Genomic DNA, 18,267 nt, shown 5'->3' on the forward strand with positions numbered 1-18,267 from the left:
TTACTCCGAGATGTTGATGTTCAGCCGGTGCACCTTGTAGTGCATGACTCTCGGCGAAATACTTAAATCGCGTGCGGCAGCAGACATGTTGCCGCCGTTTCTTTTTAAGGCCTCGCTCAGGATTTCTTTTTCGTAGGTGTCCATGAGCGTCGAGAGCGGTGCGATTTTATTCGGAAGCATGGGCTTGCGGGCCGATTCATCGGTCTGCAAGGTGGGCGGCAAGTTGTGCGAATGGATGCAGTCGTCGCTCGTGGCGAGGGCTGCGCGCTCGATGCAGTTCTCGAGTTCTTGCACGTTGCCTGGCCAATGGTAACTCATGAGCATGTCGATGGCGGGCGTCGAGAGTCGCACCACGTGCGTGCCGTACTTGAGGTTCACTTGCGAAATAAAATGCTCTGCCAGAAGTAGAATGTCGCTCTTGCGCTGCGCCAAGTCGGGCAGCGAAATCTGCACGATGTTCAGGCGGTAGAACAAGTCTTCGCGGAAAAGCTTCTGCTGCATCAGGCTTTCGAGGTCGCGGCTAGAGGCTGCAATCAGGCGCACGTCGCTATGCAGGTGGATGTTGCCCCCTTGGCGGTAAAAGCTCTGGTCTTGCATGAACCGCAGCAGAATCTCCTGGTTCTTCGGGCTCAGTGCCGAGACGTCGTCCAGGAATAGCGTGCCGCCGTTTGCGATTTCGGCCTTGCCCAGGTGGCGGCTGTTTGCGCCGATGAATGCGCCGCGCTCGTAGCCAAAAAGTTCGCTTTCAAAAGTGTTTGCCGGGTTACCGAAGCCTTCGCTCAAGTTTGCGCAGCCCATCACGACAAAGGGGTGTTCCTTGCGCGCGGAAAGTTCTGCGATGGTATGGGCGGTAAGTTCCTTGCCCGTGCCGTCGTTGCCGTAGATAAGCACTTGTGCGTCGTTCTTGGCGCACTTTTTAATTTGCTTGTAGACCTCGCGCATTTCGCCGCTGTTGCCGACCATTTTGCCGGGCTTTTCGTCGATGATATTGCGCAGCTCGCGGATCTCCGCTTTCAGCCTCTTTATTTCTTCTGCTTCGTTCAAATTGTCATCCTGAGCGTAGAGGCGTAGCCTCGGAGTCGAAGGATCTCCCTTTGCTCATACAACGCCTTACGTGTTTTACAATAATGTAATAATATACACTAATTTTACAATATTGTAAAACATTTTGTTTCAAAACTCATAAATTTCGGGTGCCAACCCCCGTTTTTATTCCTAATTTCCTTCCATAAATTGAAAAACAGCCTAGATCCTTCCGCCTTCGGCGTCAGGATGACACATTAGAAGAGGTTCATAATGAGCGTAAGCTACCGCAAAAAGACCATCAACGAAATCGCAAAGGCCCCTACCGCGCCCGTCAAGCCGGCCGGTCCGGTGAATGTGGATTTCTATGGCGAAGACGTGTTCAACATCGACGCCATGCGCGAATACTTGCCCAAGGATGTCTGCGAAAAGCTGATTGCAACCATTAACGAAGGTGCCGCCCTCGATCCGAGTATCGCAGGCGATGTGGCCCACGCCATGAAGAAGTGGGCGATGGACCGCGGTGCCACGCACTTCACGCACTGGTTCCAGCCGCTCACCGGTTCCACTGCCGAAAAGCATGACTCCTTCCTTGAACCCGACGGTTGCCGCGCCATCATGGCTTTTAGCGGCAAGAACCTGATTGTCGGCGAACCGGACGCTTCTAGCTTCCCGAGCGGGGGACTCCGTTCTACGTTCGAAGCCCGCGGCTATACCGCCTGGGATCCGACCAGCCCGGCATTCCTCAAGCGCCACGGCAACGGTGCCACGCTCTGCATTCCGACTGCGTTCTGTAGCTACACCGGAGAAGCGCTCGACAAGAAGACTCCGCTTCTGCGCAGTTTGCAAGCTCTTTCTAAATCTACCCGCCGCCTCATGACTTGCTTCAAGGCTGGCCCGAAGAAGACGACGGTCACGCTCGGTGCCGAACAGGAATACTTCCTGATTGACAAGCGCTTTTACCTGCAACGCCCGGACCTGTACCAAGCTGGCCGCACTCTGTTCGGTGCCGCTCCGGCAAAGCACCAACAGATGGATGACCACTACTTCGGTAGTATTCCGGCTCGCATTCTGAACTTCATGAACGAAGTAGAAATCGAACTTTGGAAGCTCGGCATTCCGGCGAAGACCCGTCACAACGAAGTGGCGCCTGCCCAGTTCGAACTCGCCCCGATGTTCGAGGAAGTGAACCTCGCTTGCGACCACAACATGCAAATCATGGAAGTGCTCCGCAACGTGGCCGACAAGAACGGTCTCGTGTGCCTGCTACACGAAAAGCCTTTCGCCGGCGTGAACGGTTCCGGCAAACACAACAACTGGTCTGTGTCTTATGGTAAGGGCAACCTGCTCAATCCGGGTAAGGACCCGCACCAGAACGCCGTGTTCCTCACCACGCTCTGCGCCATCATTTACGCTGTCGACACCCATGCTGACTTGCTCCGCATGACGACTGCTGGCGCCGGTAACGATCACCGCCTCGGTGCAAACGAAGCTCCTCCGGCAATCGTCTCCATGTTCCTCGGCGACCAGCTCATGGACGTCATCGAACAAATCGAACAAGGCGTGCCCAAGTCCAGTAAACAAGCTGGCGCACTCCGCATCGGTGCCGACATGCTCCCGGCTCTCCCGCGCGACGCCACCGACCGCAACAGAACTTCTCCGTTCGCCTTCACCGGCAACAAGTTCGAATTCCGTGCACCGGGTTCCAGCCAGAGTTGTTCCGAACCGAACGTGGTTCTGAACACCATCGTGGCCGAAGCTTTCGACATGATTTCGGAACAGCTCGAAAAACTCGACGAGAAAAACTTCCACACGGGCCTGCAAAAGATTTTGCAGAAGATTGTGAAGGAACACAAGCGCGTCATCTTTAACGGTAACGGCTACACCGATGAATGGGTCGCCGAAGCCGAACGCCGCGGTCTCCCGAATATCCGCACTTCCGTGGAAGCCCTCAAGGCTCTCACCAAGGAAGAAAATATTCAGTTGTTCGAAAAGTATGGCGTCATGAATCGCCGCGAAATGGAATCCCGCTACGAAATCAACGTCGAAGATTTCCACAAGCGCATCCACATCGAAGGCGAAGTCTGCCGCGACATGGCCAAAAACATCATCTTGCCGAAGGTCGTCGAGGCTTACTCCAGCGCTCTGAAGACCAACGAAATGGCTCTGAACCAGGGCTTCCCCGGCGTCGATGCCTACGTGAAGTCTCTCGGCGAAGGCGTCAAGAATCTGAGTGCCGCCATCGCTACCATGGAAGAAAGCCTGAACGGCCTGCACGAAGGCATTCTCGATGCGATGGCCGCTTTGCGCAAGGTTGTCGACGGCCTCGAAAAGGTCGTCCCCGACGAAATGTGGCCTCTGCCGAAGTATCGTGAAATGCTTTTCATCTATTGATGAAAAGCATGGGCTTCCGTCGAAGGTGGAAGCCCAAATGTCCGTTTATCTATTAAACCGCACCAATTATGCGTTGAAAAATATATTGAAAAAGGTAGTCCTAGGACTACCTTTTTTGCATAATTTTGACGAAACGTCGGTTAATTCGCAAGGTTGGCTTTGATTGCCAAAACCTCGGCCTCGGTCAACTTGGAAATCCGCACGACCTTCTCGACAGAATCGCCGTCCGCGAGCATGGCCGCAGCTATTTCGCGACGTTCTTCGACACGGCCTTCTGCTCGGCCCTCTTCCTTACTTTCATGAAGGTCATATTCGAAAGTCATATACTTGTTCCTTATGAGAGTGTCGGCCTTGTAATAAGACACCTGGTTGTTGATGTTTTCGGTTTCACGGGAGTCCACATTCCTAGTCGCAAAGTACTTCATGTAAGCTTTAACGACCGGGTCCGTAAAATCCTTGTACCTTGTAAATATATAATAATTCTTGTAAGTGAGGTCGTTCAATGTGATGTTGAAATCTTCGCGCGCCCTGTTTTCGAAATGATACGCAGGAAAGCCCCGCCCAAAGATATCCATAGGACAAAGGAAGATGATGTATTGTTCCTTAAGGCCGGTGTAATGGCTCCCTTTGAAAGAGCGACGCCGTCGCCCACGCTCTGGTAATACCTAGCCCGCTGCGGGAGTTCCTTGGTATCAACCATCTGCATCTCTAAATCAAAGGAACGGATTGTTTCGCCATTTTCATTGGTTTCACGCGCAAATACATCGTAGCGGACGCCCTTGTGCTCTGCATCGTAGCTCAAAACCGCTTCTGGAATAGGAGTTTCCAAATGGTCGATTTTTATGTCCAACAAATGCTCGATGAATGGTTGCGCGATGTGCTTGTTGCTGAAAACGAGCCCGAACATAATCGGGTCGGTGATGTCAAGGTCATCAAAAGACTTGATATTCATTGGATTTTCCTTTCATGTTAAGTTGTGAAGCACTCCCTCTTACCTAACACGCTTTTTTCAGTCTATTGAATACCGATTTCTTGTAAAACTTTTGTAAAAACAGTAAAAGCTTGGATGTGGTGCTTCGTTATGGGAATTATGCAAACGAAGCTAATTGTCGCGTGCTCAATCTATATTCGTGATGTTCCCCTAAAAGGAGTGCGTCATGAACAGATTGGAGAAACTAGAAATATCAAATGTCATCAATGATTTTCGTGCGGCTCTAGAAACTTTGGACCGCTACGACCACCAGCAACTGGAATTCCCGAAGACCGGCGTAGACTACAGCGAAACGGATGGCCCCATCACCTACGAATTGGCGATGGAAGCGATTGCTGTGCTCAAGGAAAAATTTCGTGACAGCGGAATCTTCGGTGTCGAAAAGGATGCTTCTTTCAAGAGTTCACTCGGACAAATTTACCAGACCTTCGACGGCAAGGAACTTTATCCGACCGTGCAGATGAAGGCTGCAACGCTCCTGTATTTGCTTGTCAAGAACCACTCCTTTGTCGATGGCAACAAACGCATTGCTGCGTTCATTTTTTTGTGGTATATGTCGCGCAACGATATCCTTTATCGAGTGGACGGCTCCAAAATCGTAAGCGATGGCGCCCTAGTCGCACTCACGCTGCTCATTGCTGAAAGCAAACCCGAAGAACGTGAAACCATGACCAAACTCGTGGTAAACTTGATTATGTAGGAGGCTTTTATGAAAGACTCATACTTTACAGACCCGCGAGACGGTGAAACCTACCGCACCGTGAAAATCGGCAATCGGATATGGTTCGCCGAAAACTTGCGGCATAAATGCGAATGTGCGCAGGCGTATGCCGGCGGCATGGGGTATTTGTGCTTGAATGGCGAAACGCCGCCTTACGATTGGAACTGCGACCCAAATGTGAAGAAATATGGCTTGTGCTACTACTGGAAATTTGCAGAAGCCGCGGTCCCCAAAGGTTGGCGCTTGCCGAACAATGACGATTGGCGAGACTTGTTTAATGCAGTTAGCGCAAAATGTGAAATGGGCGAGCATGGTGCCGAAACTTACCTTGGGGCGGCTCTTGCGTTAAAGTCCAAAGACGATTGGGAAGAAAACGAACTGTTCCCTGTTGGCAAAAGTGCTGATGCATTCAACTTTACGGCGTATCCGGCGGGTTGCATGGAAGAATTCGGTTTTTGCGGAGCTCGCGGCAGACACACGCGATTCTGGAGCTCCGTCGGGCAAAACAAGTGGGCATACCGCGTTTGCTTGGACAACTTCTACGACGATGCTGTTCTCGACCGCTTTTGGAATGATTTCTCCTGCGCGAATTCAATTCGGTGCGTGAAAGACTGCTGAAAACATAAAATTGCCTTTTTTAGATAAAATTAGGCAATAAATTATATTTTAGTCCATTATGACGAACTATTTTCTGTATTTTAGTCCATTACAGTGGACTATTTACTGTATTTTTGTCCATTAGAAAGTGACTTGTGGATTGAAAAAGAGACTGTAGGTCTTTGAAGAGCACATAAAGAATGCATTGGAATGGAGCCTTGGTTCTGAAAAGTGAAAAAAATGGTCTTCGGGCCATTTTTTTCTTTTGTTGGTTTCGTTGTGTAAAAAATAGGCTTTTATAAGGAAATCGTTTTTTTGTAGAGTCCCAACTACCAGAAGTGAACGACATCTATTGTCGCCTAGTGGGTATATATTCATCCTTACGGCAAAACTTACGAAAATGCGGGGACCTATGAAAACAAATGCAGCATGCAAAATACTAAAAGCGGATTTTGAATCTGGAGCGAAGATTGGAGGGGCGAACTTTATAAGACGCTACTGGGCCAAAGTCAAAGACTGGGGGGCTGTGCGTTGGCTGGCGTGGCTAGGAGGGCGCCTGTTACGACATCAAAAATGAACATGCGTATGGTAAAGACGTATTTTTCTTCAAAAAAAGTGCACTTTTGAAAAAAACAGGATATATTTCTTTTTGAGAAGGAAAAAATATGGATAAAGAACCAGAAGTTTTAGATGTGAAGAATTTGAACGGTGCCTCGCCACTGCAAAAGGGGCTCGCCGTTTTTTTGATGATCATGTCGCTTTTGTACACCGTGTCGCCCGTTGACTTGGCGCCCGATGCTATCCCTGTAGTGGGTTGGCTCGATGATGTCGGTTTCCTTGTGACTGCAACCATGAATGCCGTTCAACAGTTCACAAAGGACCAAAATAGTGCCATGGTGAAAATCCTGAAATATGCCAAATGGTTTATGGTCATCGCCGTCGTAATTGCCGCGCTGTTGCTCGGCGGCTTGATTGCAGCGATTGTGGCGCTGATTATGAAGTAAAAGGTTTAATAAATAACAAGGAGATAAAAATATGGCTTATTTTTGCAGAAAATGTGGTAGACAAGAGAATGATGTTCGAACATTAGTGCTGATGCAGTGTGTTAACGGCGGAAAATGCGAACCGTATACAGGGCATGAATCGGGGCCATACCATTGTAGGAAATGTGGTCGACAAGAGAAAGATATTCGAACTTTAGTGTTTATGCAATGTGTTAACGGCGGAAAATGCGAGCCGTATACAGGGCATGAATTGGGGCCGTTCCATTGTAGGAAATGTGGTCGACAGGAGAAAGATATTCGAACTTTAGTGTTTATGCAGTGTGTTAGCGGCGGAAAATGTGAACCCATTGAATAAGGGTATAAGAGGTCGGTTTATGGGATTTCTTGATTTCAATAAAATCAAACAAAATGCTTTAGATGCAGTAAAAACGGCACAAAATAAGATTTCAGAAGTTAAGGATTCTGAAACTGTGAATCAGCTTTTGAAAAAGGCAGATGATGCTAAAACGCAAGTGTTGTCTACGGCAGAATCTTTAAAGGAGTCTGCAGAGCAACAGTATCAAGACAAGAAAAACATTGCTGTAAAGTATGCAAATGCATTACAGGAAAATGAAACGGTAAATCAAGTTCTTAAGAAAGCTGATGAAGCGAAGTCTTTTGCTTTGTCCACTGCAGAAAAAATTAAGGAAACGGCAATTCTGCAAATAGAGGAAAAGAAACTTATTGCTGAAAAATATGCGAATGCTTTACAAGAAAATGAGACGATAAAGTGTATCTTGCAAAAAGGTAATGGTATTGTAGAAGTTGTTGGTAATCGGTTTGATAAAATAAGTAACGATGAAGATGTTTTGGCTGTATGGAACAAAACGACTGAAATATCATGTGCAGTAGGTAACAAATCTTTAAAGGGGTTGAAAGTTATTTCAGGTGTTTCTGCGGTGATAAACCGTAAAGAGGCAATAGCAACAAGGGAAGAGGCAGATAAACTAAAAGAAGAAATTGAAACAACAAATGAGAGCATTCGAGATGACTTAAACGAGTCCCTTGAAACATTCGGAAAAATTCGATTAGAAGCTTTGCATAACACGGTTGGATTATTTCTTTCTTATTTGGATAGATTAAATCAAAAAGTTAAATCAAAAGAATATGATTTTTTGAAGGAAATAGATGTTTCCTATGAGTCTGTTCAGGAAATGAAAGAAATAGATATGAAAGCTTCAGATGCAATAAAAGTAGCCGCTGTTGGTAGTGGCTTTGCTGCAATTGCGTTAGCGGGTACACCACACCTTGTTGCTTCTGCTGTAACATCGTATGCTATGGCGTATGGAGCTGCATCTACTGGAACTGCTATAGCCTCCTTGCATGGTGCTGCGGCGACGAACGCAATATTGGCTTTTTGGGGTGGTGGTGCACAGGCTGTTGGGGGAGGTGGAATTGCTGCGGGTAAGGCTTTTATAGCGACTGCAACAGGTGTTACTACGGGGATTGCTGTTGCAGGTGTTGCGATTATTGCTGTTGGAACACTTGCTTCGGCGTTTTACGCAAGAAAAAATACTGAAGCAACACAGTATTTGGCCGAAATTCAAGAATGGGCGGAACAAATTAAGGCAAGTTGGCTTGTTCTTGGCGGAATTAAAGCTCGTGTTCTTGAACTGCAGGGCTTGACTCAGCAATTGGAATACAAAACATTAAGTTCTCTGCAAAAATTAGGGAATATTGTTGATACTTTTGATGCCAATAATATTGAGCATACAAAAATTTTCCAGCAGGCAGCGATCATGGTAAAGTCGATGAGTGAATTGGCTCAGGTTGCAATTCTTGATAATGAAGGGAATTTGAATGATCAAGTGAATATTGTTGCCTCGAAAACTGAAAAAATGCTTAATTCGGAGGTGTAAGAATGTTTGACAAGCTAAAGAAAGCGAAGGATTTTTGGGATAAACATGGCTCTAAAATTGAGTCGGCTTTGATTCATGGAAAAAAGGCTGTAGAAAAAGGGCGGGAATTTATTGCTTCGGAAGAAGGACAAAAGGCTCTTAATTTTGCGAAAGAAAAATTAAGAAAGCAAGATTGTGATAAAATTCAGTCTAATGAGGGTGTGGCGAATTCTGCTAACCATGTTACTGCGAATTTTGGATTTGCGGATATAATGAATGTTGCAAATAAGGCAAAAGAAATATATGAAGAAGACTTGAAAGATGTGATTACAGGTTTTCAAAATGCAGATGATGATGACAAAAAAGATTCAATAGGTGATGAGTCAAATGATGATTTGAATGATAAAAAAGCAGAAGAGGACGTTGTTGATGTACTGGCTGAACCGATAATAGAAAAAGATGAACCACAAGATACTTTTTTTGAGGACAAGCGTGATGAATTGATTGATGCTGCGAAAAGGGGGGTGATGAATCTGAATAACCCCGAAGAGGTTTTGAATGCTTTGTGTAAATTACAATCAGTTGCAAATGAAACTATTAAATATACTGAAGAACAGGAAACTAAAAGGGCTGAAATAAATGCGAAAAAAGAGGTTGCAATTGAAAAAATAAAAACCATTGAGCACAGTATTAAAGATTATTTGGATAAGACTTTTGATGAGCGACGTTCAATATTTGCAAAAGAATTTGAATGTGTTGATGCGGCTTTGAAAACAGGAAATCTTGAATTGTTGTCAGTGTCACTAAATAGTATTAATTCATTTGCTGCACAAAGTCCGTTTAAGGCTCTTGCTGATGTTGCCGCAGTGCAGAAAAATTTGCTAGATACAAATACAGAATGGGATATTTAAGATGCTCCCACAAGTTCAACAACTTTACAAAGTCCTTTACGATAAGGCGAAATCTCTGCCCAATAGCGATGCCTTGGGTATTATGCCGACGCATTTCGTTGGCTCACGAAGCCGTTTTAAAAAAGGGTTGCCAATGTTTATCGGTCGCGATACTTATGGTCTTGGACAAGATAAAGTTCCGTTGGTAACTGATTACGAATATGGTGAATTAAATTGGCTCAAATCCAGAGATGGGTACTACTTTGACGATTCTCCGTTTTGGCGGGTGGTTGGTCATGCCCTAGAAAGGGTTCGTGGCGAATCGTACGGTCCGGAGGTCTTCCATGATTTCTATTGGAGCGACTTGTATAAAATTAATTTCCGCGCGAAACAGGGAACCACGCAGGGCTTAAGAAGTAATCAGATTAATGAATGCGCCCAGTTGTTGCTTGCCGAAATGGATGACCTGGATCCCTGCGTTTCTGTATTCTTGACCGGCATTTACGAAGGTGAGAAAAAAGGTGTCGGTCGATTCTTTGAACGCTGGGAACCTCGTGGACAGTTGAAGTCTAAAAATGAATCTACGGGTGAATTTACCCTAGTAGGCGAATCTGGAAAAACGCATCGTTGTATTGTCGTGCCGCATCCGCAAGGCAAAGCGCAGGAAGAAATCATACAGAAAATTTGCTCCCTGTGGAAATAAATCAAAAAGGTTGTTCTATGGAAATCAATGAAAAACAGTTAGCAGAATTTAAGAAACTTCTTGACGAATTTAAGAAGTTTCCTCCCAAGCCGGTGTATGAACCGACTTATTTGGAACTATGCGAGTATCCATGGACGCGACGTGAAGAAATATGTTCGAGATTATTCGCTTTTTTCTTTGATACAAGAAATCCGCATGGGTTTGGGACACTTTTCTTCAAAACACTTCTTGAAGCCTACCAAGAAAAGTATCCGAATGAAGAAAGGAATTTGGATAAGAAAAACTTCCTGTATACACGAAATGTTTATGCGGAGACAGAAGTGTATACTGAAGATGGAAATCGTATTGATTTGTTGTTGACAACAGATTGCTTAAAAGTGTGCGTAGAAAATAAAATTGACGCTCCTCCAGACAATGATTTTAACGATTATTATAATTATGTTGAGAATGAGAGTAAACGTTTTGATTTGCTCCCGGTGTGTATTCTTTTGGCATTATGTGAAAGGGCTGAGTATGAGAATGTAAAGTTAACGTCTAATTTCAAAACCATTTATTACAGGGAATTTCTACAAAAGATAAAACATAACCTGGGTGATTATTTAACTCAATGTAATCCCAAATATCTTCCTGTTTTAACAGATTTTATTCAATTTTTAGACCGAAAAGGAGGCTCTATGTCTGATTTCTCTGAAGATGAAAGAAAGTTTTTTATGAACAATGATTCTGTTTTGCAAAAAATAATTGAAAGAAGAAATGCTTTTCTTGATGAAAAAAGAAAAAAGGATGCGAACATAATTAAAAATATCCAAACAAAATTAAATGAAGAATGGAATGGTGCGAAACGATGGTGGGTTTTTAAAGATACTGATTTGGGATGTAAGTTTGAAGATGGTAATCCTGATTATGAAATTGGTATAGAATCGGGTTTTGATATACAGGATAATTTTAAGATTTTCATTACCATTTGGAAACCAAAAGGAAAATTGGTTAAGTATAGGAAAAATATAAATCATGAGTTTGGAGAAGAAAAATTAGATTGCGATAATTCGGAAAAATGGATGAATAGGGTACTTTGCCAAAAGTTATCTGATGAAAAAGAAATTGTTAGGAAACTGCTTGATGTATATAAAAAACTTGAAAAAATTGTAAATGAGGTCAAGAATCCAAATGGAAAGAGTGAATAGACATAAACTTTAAGCGTGTTAAAAGTATTCACTGCACGACACTAATTGTCGTGCGTTTCTTTTATATTGCGTAGTAGAATCAAGAGGTTTTGCTATGCAGTTACATTATCAGAATTCGGCAGAGAATTATTTCGGGAATGCGCTGAATCGGTTAGAAGGGGAGTCGCCTGCAGCGAAGGCGGAGTCGAGGACTTCTTTTATCGACTTGAAGATTATGGAATACTGGGTGCGCTTTATGCGGGCGTATCCGGATGGCTGCTGTCGCAGTTTTTGCGAGAATTATTTGCCGGTCCGTTATTATGGCGAATTTGCGGACCGTGTTTACGAGATTCGCGACCAGGTTGATTTTTCGAGTACTGTCAGGGCTTCGATTGATGACAAGCATTATGGGGTGCGGGAGCTTTTGGAGGCGTATCACGAAACCAGGAATGTTCGCTTTGCTCAGCAGTTTTTTGAGATTATGGCTTATTTGGAGCGCGCGAATGATTGCCTGCGACCGATTATCGTGCAGATGATTGAAAATTGCGTGAAAGAAAAGCTGGCAAAAGGTTGCTCGCACGATGACGAAGCTTTTCAACGCACTTTTGAATTAAAGCGTCTTTTCCATTTGTCGGATGAGGCGGTGGAACTGGTGCTTTATTTGTGGCTTCGGAACCATCAGCGACTGTATTTGAGGCTAGAAAACATTCGGGTGAAAGAGGGGGAAACTTTTGACCCGAATGAGCGTGGAGCCTTTAGTCGGATTGCCTTGCTGACGGGGCTTGATGGCACAACGCTTCAGGAACTTTGTTCCAAGGAGAGTCCGCTTCTTAAGTTTCAGTTAATTCAAATGGAAGAATCGTTCCGCAATACGGATTTGAGAATCAAACGCAAGGAATTGTACTTAGCGGACGACGTGAGCAATTATCTGTATGGTTTCTCAGATATGTCGCAGATTATGGATTTCAGACCGGCAGCAAAACCGTGTGTTCCCTATGAGCGGATTGTCAAGACGAATCCGCAGGCGTCTTTTGTTCTGCAGATGCTTAAATCGCACCAAAGGGGCACCCCGCTGAACATCCTTTTTTATGGTCGCGAGGGAACGGGCAAGACGGAACTTGCCAAGGCGATTGCACAAGAGTTGAATGTTACACTGCTTTCGGTGGGCATCGGTGAAGAATCAATGAGCGAGGAATCCCTTTTGCAGACGCGCTTGCGCTCGATGCTTTTGGCCGATTGGGAATGTGAGCGGAGTGGCGGCGTCATCTTGATGGATGAGGCGGACTTGGTTTTGAATAAGGCAGAAAAGGGTCTGCTGAATATTATTTTCGAGAGCCTGAAAACGCCTGTCGTCTGGATTACGAATAATATCGCGATGATTGAAAATAGTACTCGTCGCCGTTTTGATTATTCGCTGGAATTTTTCTCGTTCAGCAAGAGCGAACGCATTGCCATTTGGCAATCGGTGCTGAAAACGCAACAGGCGGAATCGATGATGCGTAGCGAAGATATCGAATGTGTCGCCAAGGAAATTCCGGTGATGGCAGGTAGCGCCACTTTGGCAGTTCGGCTTGCGCAACGGATGCAGTCTCAGGAGATGTCGCCTTTGAATGTGGTTCGCGAGGTCGCTTCTTCGCATGCTAAACTTTTGGGTATATCGACTTTGCCGCAGGAATCGAGGCCGGATTATAATTTGGATTGCGTCCGTATTTCGAGCGGGGATATTCGGAATGTGGATTATGTCGTGCCGATGCTCAGGAATTTTGATGCTCGCTGGAAGGAGTCAAAGACCTCGGGGCGCAGGGAAAACTTGAATATATTCCTATATGGTCCTCCCGGCACCGGAAAGTCGGCTTTTGCAAAGCATGTCGCGCATGACATTCTAGATCGCGAGATTATCGTGAAACGGGCGAGCGATATTCTGGGGTGCCATGTGGGCGAAAGTGAACATAATGTAAGTGCGATGTTCCGGGAAGCGGAGCGGAGTGACGCGATTCTGTTTATCGATGAGGCCGACAGTTTCTTCGAAAATCGAGGCAATGCGAAAAACCATTGGGAAGTGACCCTGGTGAACGAGTTTATTTGCCAGATGGATTCCTTTAACGGAATGCTGATTGCTGCGACAAACTACGAGAATGTTCTGGATTGGGCGATTCGCCGGCGCTTTCAGCTGAAGCTGGCATTTGACTATATGGACCTGCCGCAAATTTCAAAAACTTGGACGGCATTTTTCGGGGGCCATTGCCCCAAGGAAATTCTTCGCTGCGACAATGTGGCGATTAGCGACTTTCAGAATGTGCGCCGCAAGCTAGAATATGTGCCTACTGAGTTACGGACGAAGGAACTCATCCTGCAGAACATGCTCGAAGAACTCGCCAATAAAGACGACCATCAGGGCCGCAGGCTGGGATTGTAGAAAAATATACAAACATATTGCTTTTGTAATGTGTTTATACTATATTTAGTAGTTGTATATCATTTGAGGTCTGTATGGCGACATCAATATTACAAATACGCGTTGATGACAAGTTGAAAGACGAGGTCTCCGACTTGTTTGAAAGTCTAGGAATGGACATTCCTACGGCTGTTCGCATTTTTTTCAAGCGAGCGGTAATTGAAAGAGGGTTGCCGTTTAAGGTGTCTGAACGTCCGACGGTGAATGAATCTTCTGAACTTATGTCGGCATTACGTGCGCTCAATGATGATGCATTGAAAAACGGCTCTGCAGGCATGAGCGAAGAAGAGATTGAAGAGGAAATTAAAGCGGCAAGAGCGGAGAGAAAAAAACGTGTATTACGCAGTCGTTGATACAAATATATTGGTTTCTGCAGCCCTTGCGAAAGATCGTCTGCAATCAGTTCCTTATGCGGTTTTTCAAGGTATCTCGAAACACCTTTTTACGCCGATTGTTGATGAAAATATTGTTGAAGAATATTGTGAAGTGATGAGCCGTTCTAAATTCAGGTGGAATGCTTCATACGGTCAACGCTTTGTGGATGAAATTTTAAAATACGCTATAAATGAGCCTGTCGCGCCGACGGACTTTGCTTTGCCAGATGTTGATGACAGAATCTTTTATGATGTAGCTTTTGCTCATCGTGATAAAAATGCCTATGTCGTTACGGGTAATATAAAGCATTTTCCTAACGTTCCTTTTGCGATAAGTGCTCGAAATTTTCTGGATTTGATAAATCCCGTTCAATCGCAAATGTTTGTAAATGATGTTTCGGTTTCTTATTCCGCATCCACTCTTATGTCCGCGTTACAAGCCTTGAATGAAGATGCTTTGAAAAACGGCTCCGCTGGCATGAGCGAAGAAGAAATTGTCGCCGAAATCAAAGCTGCAAGAGCGGAGAGAAAATAGGAAGTCCAATAAAACGATATTTTCCACGATGTCCATTTTCACTAAATACATCCAAAACGAAGAACACTATTCCGAAGTGATTTCACGAATCATGTCGGTCCGCAATAACTTGTGGATTGGTACTGCCGATATCAAGGATGTGTATGTGAAACAGGATGGTGATGCCATTCCGTTGCTGGGGCAACTTGCTACACTTTTGAAACGCGGCGTGGGCGTGCGTTTGATTCATGCGAAGGAGCCTGGCCCGAATTTTCGCGAGGACTTTGACCGCTTTCCGATTATGGTGACGGATTTGGAGCACGTGATGTGCCCGCGAGTGCATTTCAAGATGATGATTTTTGATCTTGAAACGGCTTACATCGGGTCCGCGAATTTGACGGGTGCGGGAATCGGCATGAAAAGCTCTCTACGCCGTAACTTCGAGGCGGGAATCCTCACGAATGACCCTGCGCTTGTCGAACCTGCTATAGAACAGTTCGATACGTTGTGGATGGGCTCGCATTGCAAAAAATGTGGTCGCCAAGAATTCTGCGGCGACAGGATTAAGTAGACTTTCTTTCGTACAGTTTTACTAAATCTTTTGCGCTGTCGAGTACCATTTGGCGGAGTTTAGCGGGCTTTAGCACCTCAGCGATAGAACCATAGTACATGACCCATTGCTTAAGCAGCCCATTTACGGCGACCTTCATGGTTACGTGCAAGTCGCCGCATGCCAGTTCCTTGATTTTCATGCTGGGGTGGTAGGGGCGTTCTTGTAGAAAGTTCTTGGCGTATCCCGGGAAATAGATGACGACTTTTTCTTCTTGCTGATCCTGGTCGCCCGAAAGCAGCGTTCCTGTGCGGATGCGCTTGCGGAGCGTTTCAACGACTTTCGGGTCTTCGACGAATTGTTCGCGCAAAAGCTTTACGGATTGAATGCGGCGAAGCTTGAGGGCGTATGTCTTGTCGGGAAGGTGTTGCGACACGCAGCCGATGTAGATTTCGCCCTGGTGGATGGCTACCATCAGCGGAATGCGAGGCTTGTTGGTTATATTGCCCCAATTGTCGGTGTAGGCGATTTGCACCTTCTGTTTTTTGCGGATGGCATCGAGGATGATTGGCAGATTCTTGCCTACGTTTTCGTCAACGCTCGGTGGCGTACCCATGAACAGAATGTGTCCGTTCAGTTCCTTCGCGTAATGCGCTAAAGTCGATTGTTCCTTAGCGGGCAAGTCCTGCGTGATTCTCTTGGCCAAGTCTTCGATGAGGTTTGATGTCGCAGGGTAGATGTTCGCGATGCGCTGTAGGAACATGAAATGCAGTAGCGTGTCGCCAAATTCCGGGAATATGAGCTTGTTTGCGCGTTCAAGTGCCACCTGATAATAGGTCTTGCCGCTTTCGACGGAACGCTTGATGTAGCCACCTTCGATTTCGGAGAGTGCGTGCATGTCGCGCTGCACGCTCCGCAGGTCTTCTTCGCGAATGTCTAAATGCCGCATGATGTCGGCGATGCTGTAACGGTTGTTGTAGTGCGCCATCATGTAGACGAAAATTCGTATCATTCGTTCGCCGCGAGCCTGATCTGCCATAAAGCCTCCTGCACAATGCAATCCCCGCGAGTCGGGGAATATCTCTCAATATATAAAATGTAGACGACGATAATTGTCGTCTTTTTATGCGAAAGTAGTTCGTCTGCCGAAGCATAAAGGCCGTTTGGTCCCTGCCAAGGATTCTAAAAAATTCTAAATTTGGCCTTGTCATGTTTTTTAGGAAAAATTTGGGGCTTATTTTTGGATTTGGAGTGGCGGTTGTTGCACTTGCCATGGTCTACCTTTCTACTCGTCCGCTTATCCCGTTGGACGTTCAGGAACAGATTGAAGCCGATATTGAAAAGTGTGGCGGACAGCTGAAAGAGGCCCGCTGTGCGGTAAGTGGCGAAGGCGACTGGATTTTTCTGCAGGAAAGTCTTGTCAATCTGGTGGCGGATTGGAAAGACAATTTGAAGCCCTTTGTTGCTTTCAATGATTCCTTGGAAGCGCGCGGTATCAAGTTGGTGGTGGTGCCTGTTCCAGATAAATTGCAAATCGAGGCGGAACATTATTCGGAAGAATTGTCGGGAGGGATTGTTGCCCCGCAATATGAAGAATGGGTAGATGCGTTGCAAGACGAAGGTGTTGTCGTTGTCGATGCGGTAGAGGAGTTTCTCGAAAAGAACGAAGAAACGCCCATGTTCGAAGCGTACGAAAGCCACTATACTAGCGCAGGCCGGCAGGTTCTTGCACAGATGATTGCCGATTCTATCAACGAGATGGATTTGGATGTCCCGAGGGAAGAATGGTTCCTGCGCGATACGGTTGTTCCCGGTACCGGAAATCTTTATCACCTGAAGTACAATTCTTACCCGGATTACGATGTGCGCGTGTTAAAGACCGTGGATGCAGAAGGTAAACGCTATCACGGCTCCAAGGACGCTCCCATTGTGGTGATTGGCGACAGCAATGCCGATTTTGGTTGGAACAGTTCTTCCAATATCGGCGCCTACATTGCGCAGGCGACAGGGATTAAGACGTTTACCCGCAGTCGTATCGGCGGGGGAAACTTGGGCCCGACCTTGTTCAAGGACCGTTCGGAATTCTTGGATGGCAAAAAGATGGTGGTTTGGGTGTTTGACGGCCGTGAACTTTACGGCGATTTCAGCATGCCGGAATTTTAGCTTTTTACTCGGCGCTTGCTAAGGCCTTCTTGTAGATGTCCTGCATCACGAGGCCCGCAATCATGAATCCAAAAATAGCGGTGGAGTGCGCCATGGTGCCGTTGATTTGTGCCTTACTGCTGCACCATTCGTGATCGACCAGGCTTGCATTCCGGAGTTCGGCTTCGCTTCTTTCGTGGCGCACCTTGGGGCACATGCAGGCGTCCGTTCCGCAAGAAGAATTCTTGCCGCGGTTTTTCAGGAGTTCGTCGCTGTAGACGCATAGCACTTTTTTCTTGAGAGCCATTTTCTTTTTCTTGAACTTGTCGCGCAGGGCGCGGGCGAGCGGGCAACCGGCAACCTTCCAAAATTCGGTGACCTTGATTCGTGTGGGGTCCATCTTGAGGGCTGCCCCCATTGAAGAAAATACCGTGGCCTTGGTGCGCGTGGCGTGCCACAACAGCTGCATCTTGTTTTCGAGGCTGTCGATGGCATCGATGATGTAGTCGAATGTGTCCAGTTGGAATTTGTCCGTATTCGCTTCTTCGTAGATGTCTTGGAGTGCTACGATGTTGGCGTGCGGGTTGATTTCGAGTAGGCGATTTTTCAGCACGTCCACCTTGACTTGCCCCACGGTTTTCGTGGTGGCCATCAGTTGGCGGTTCACGTTGGTGACGCACACGCGGTCTGAATCAACGAGTACGAGTTCCTTGATGCCGGAACGCACCAGGCTTTCGGCGCACCAGCTGCCCACACCTCCGAGACCGAAGATGATGACGCGCTTCTGGTAGATGTTGCCCATCACGTCGTCTCCGAGCAGGAGCGATGTGCGGTTGAAGATGCCTTTCTCGATTCCCATACGAGTCCCG

Annotated in this window: 18 protein-coding genes; 13 read left to right on the top strand and 5 right to left on the bottom strand. The window is 46.2% G+C overall.

Annotated features, from left to right (window positions below; translation table 11 throughout):
* Positions 1–1,044: a sigma-54 interaction domain-containing protein gene (locus BUC02_RS14045; RefSeq protein ID WP_073323585.1), complete on the bottom strand. Its 1,044-nt coding sequence runs from the start codon at positions 1,042–1,044 to the stop codon at positions 1–3.
* A gap of 252 nt (positions 1,045–1,296) precedes the next feature.
* On the opposite strand from BUC02_RS14045, the gene BUC02_RS14050 reads away from it, so the two are divergent.
* Entirely contained in the window at positions 1,297–3,417 is a 2,121-nt protein-coding gene (locus tag BUC02_RS14050) for a glutamine synthetase III family protein (RefSeq protein WP_072799853.1), read from the top strand.
* Between the two features lie 140 nt (positions 3,418–3,557).
* On the opposite strand, the gene BUC02_RS14055 is transcribed toward BUC02_RS14050, so the two are convergent.
* Positions 3,558–3,920 carry a hypothetical protein gene (locus BUC02_RS14055; protein ID WP_073323587.1) on the bottom strand — a complete coding sequence of 121 codons (363 nt, stop codon included), beginning with the start codon at positions 3,918–3,920 and terminating at the stop codon, positions 3,558–3,560.
* Positions 3,917–4,369, bottom strand: coding sequence for a hypothetical protein (locus BUC02_RS14060; RefSeq protein WP_073323589.1), 453 nt, complete (start codon positions 4,367–4,369; stop codon positions 3,917–3,919). Before BUC02_RS14060 ends, BUC02_RS14055 begins: the two co-directional genes overlap by 4 nt.
* 205 nt (positions 4,370–4,574) lie before the next feature.
* Between BUC02_RS14060 and BUC02_RS14065 the strand changes: the two genes are divergently transcribed.
* From BUC02_RS14065 to BUC02_RS14115, 11 genes are all read left to right on the top strand, one after another.
* Positions 4,575–5,108, top strand: a complete 534-nt coding sequence (locus BUC02_RS14065; protein ID WP_073323591.1) for a type II toxin-antitoxin system death-on-curing family toxin — start codon at positions 4,575–4,577, stop codon at positions 5,106–5,108.
* A 9-nt stretch (positions 5,109–5,117) separates the two neighbouring features.
* Entirely contained in the window at positions 5,118–5,747 is a 630-nt protein-coding gene (locus tag BUC02_RS14070; RefSeq protein ID WP_073323593.1) for an FISUMP domain-containing protein, read from the top strand.
* Between the two features lie 644 nt (positions 5,748–6,391).
* Positions 6,392–6,730, top strand: coding sequence for a DUF1232 domain-containing protein (locus tag BUC02_RS14075; protein WP_073323595.1), 339 nt, complete (start codon positions 6,392–6,394; stop codon positions 6,728–6,730).
* A gap of 374 nt (positions 6,731–7,104) precedes the next feature.
* Complete coding sequence (locus BUC02_RS14080) at positions 7,105–8,628, top strand: hypothetical protein (RefSeq protein ID WP_139261194.1); 1,524 nt, start codon at positions 7,105–7,107, stop codon at positions 8,626–8,628.
* Positions 8,629–8,630: 2 nt separating this feature from the next.
* Positions 8,631–9,518: a hypothetical protein gene (locus BUC02_RS16435; RefSeq protein WP_217653092.1), complete on the top strand. Its 888-nt coding sequence runs from the start codon at positions 8,631–8,633 to the stop codon at positions 9,516–9,518.
* Position 9,519: 1 nt separating this feature from the next.
* Complete coding sequence (locus BUC02_RS14090; protein ID WP_073323599.1) at positions 9,520–10,200, top strand: hypothetical protein; 681 nt, start codon at positions 9,520–9,522, stop codon at positions 10,198–10,200.
* A gap of 17 nt (positions 10,201–10,217) precedes the next feature.
* Complete coding sequence (locus BUC02_RS14095) at positions 10,218–11,384, top strand: PD-(D/E)XK nuclease family protein (protein WP_073323601.1); 1,167 nt, start codon at positions 10,218–10,220, stop codon at positions 11,382–11,384.
* 94 nt (positions 11,385–11,478) lie between these two features.
* Positions 11,479–13,779: an AAA family ATPase gene (locus tag BUC02_RS14100; protein WP_073323603.1), complete on the top strand. Its 2,301-nt coding sequence runs from the start codon at positions 11,479–11,481 to the stop codon at positions 13,777–13,779.
* 74 nt (positions 13,780–13,853) lie between these two features.
* Positions 13,854–14,171, top strand: coding sequence for a type II toxin-antitoxin system RelB/DinJ family antitoxin (locus tag BUC02_RS14105; protein ID WP_073323605.1), 318 nt, complete (start codon positions 13,854–13,856; stop codon positions 14,169–14,171).
* On the top strand, positions 14,152–14,727 hold the full coding sequence (locus tag BUC02_RS14110; RefSeq protein ID WP_073323607.1) for a PIN domain-containing protein: 576 nt from the start codon (positions 14,152–14,154) through the stop codon (positions 14,725–14,727). The genes BUC02_RS14105 and BUC02_RS14110 overlap by 20 nt, the downstream gene beginning before the upstream one ends.
* 28 nt (positions 14,728–14,755) lie before the next feature.
* Complete coding sequence (locus BUC02_RS14115; RefSeq protein ID WP_073323609.1) at positions 14,756–15,277, top strand: phospholipase D-like domain-containing protein; 522 nt, start codon at positions 14,756–14,758, stop codon at positions 15,275–15,277.
* Here the strand turns inward: BUC02_RS14115 and BUC02_RS14120 are convergent.
* On the bottom strand, positions 15,270–16,295 hold the full coding sequence (locus BUC02_RS14120) for a helix-turn-helix transcriptional regulator (RefSeq protein WP_073323611.1): 1,026 nt from the start codon (positions 16,293–16,295) through the stop codon (positions 15,270–15,272). The genes BUC02_RS14115 and BUC02_RS14120 overlap by 8 nt on opposite strands.
* 212 nt (positions 16,296–16,507) lie before the next feature.
* Here BUC02_RS14120 and BUC02_RS14125 point away from each other — a divergent pair, with 212 nt between their 5' ends.
* Positions 16,508–17,419 carry an alginate O-acetyltransferase AlgX-related protein gene (locus tag BUC02_RS14125; protein WP_163452547.1) on the top strand — a complete coding sequence of 304 codons (912 nt, stop codon included), beginning with the start codon at positions 16,508–16,510 and terminating at the stop codon, positions 17,417–17,419.
* Between the two features lie 4 nt (positions 17,420–17,423).
* Here BUC02_RS14125 and BUC02_RS14130 read toward each other — a convergent pair whose 3' ends face one another.
* Positions 17,424–18,257, bottom strand: a complete 834-nt coding sequence (locus BUC02_RS14130; protein ID WP_073323615.1) for a tRNA threonylcarbamoyladenosine dehydratase — start codon at positions 18,255–18,257, stop codon at positions 17,424–17,426.
* Between the last annotated feature and the right edge of the window lie 10 nt (positions 18,258–18,267).

Origin of the sequence: Fibrobacter sp. UWOV1 (genome assembly GCF_900142495.1) — a bacterium.
In the GTDB taxonomy this organism is placed as follows: domain Bacteria; phylum Fibrobacterota; class Fibrobacteria; order Fibrobacterales; family Fibrobacteraceae; genus Fibrobacter.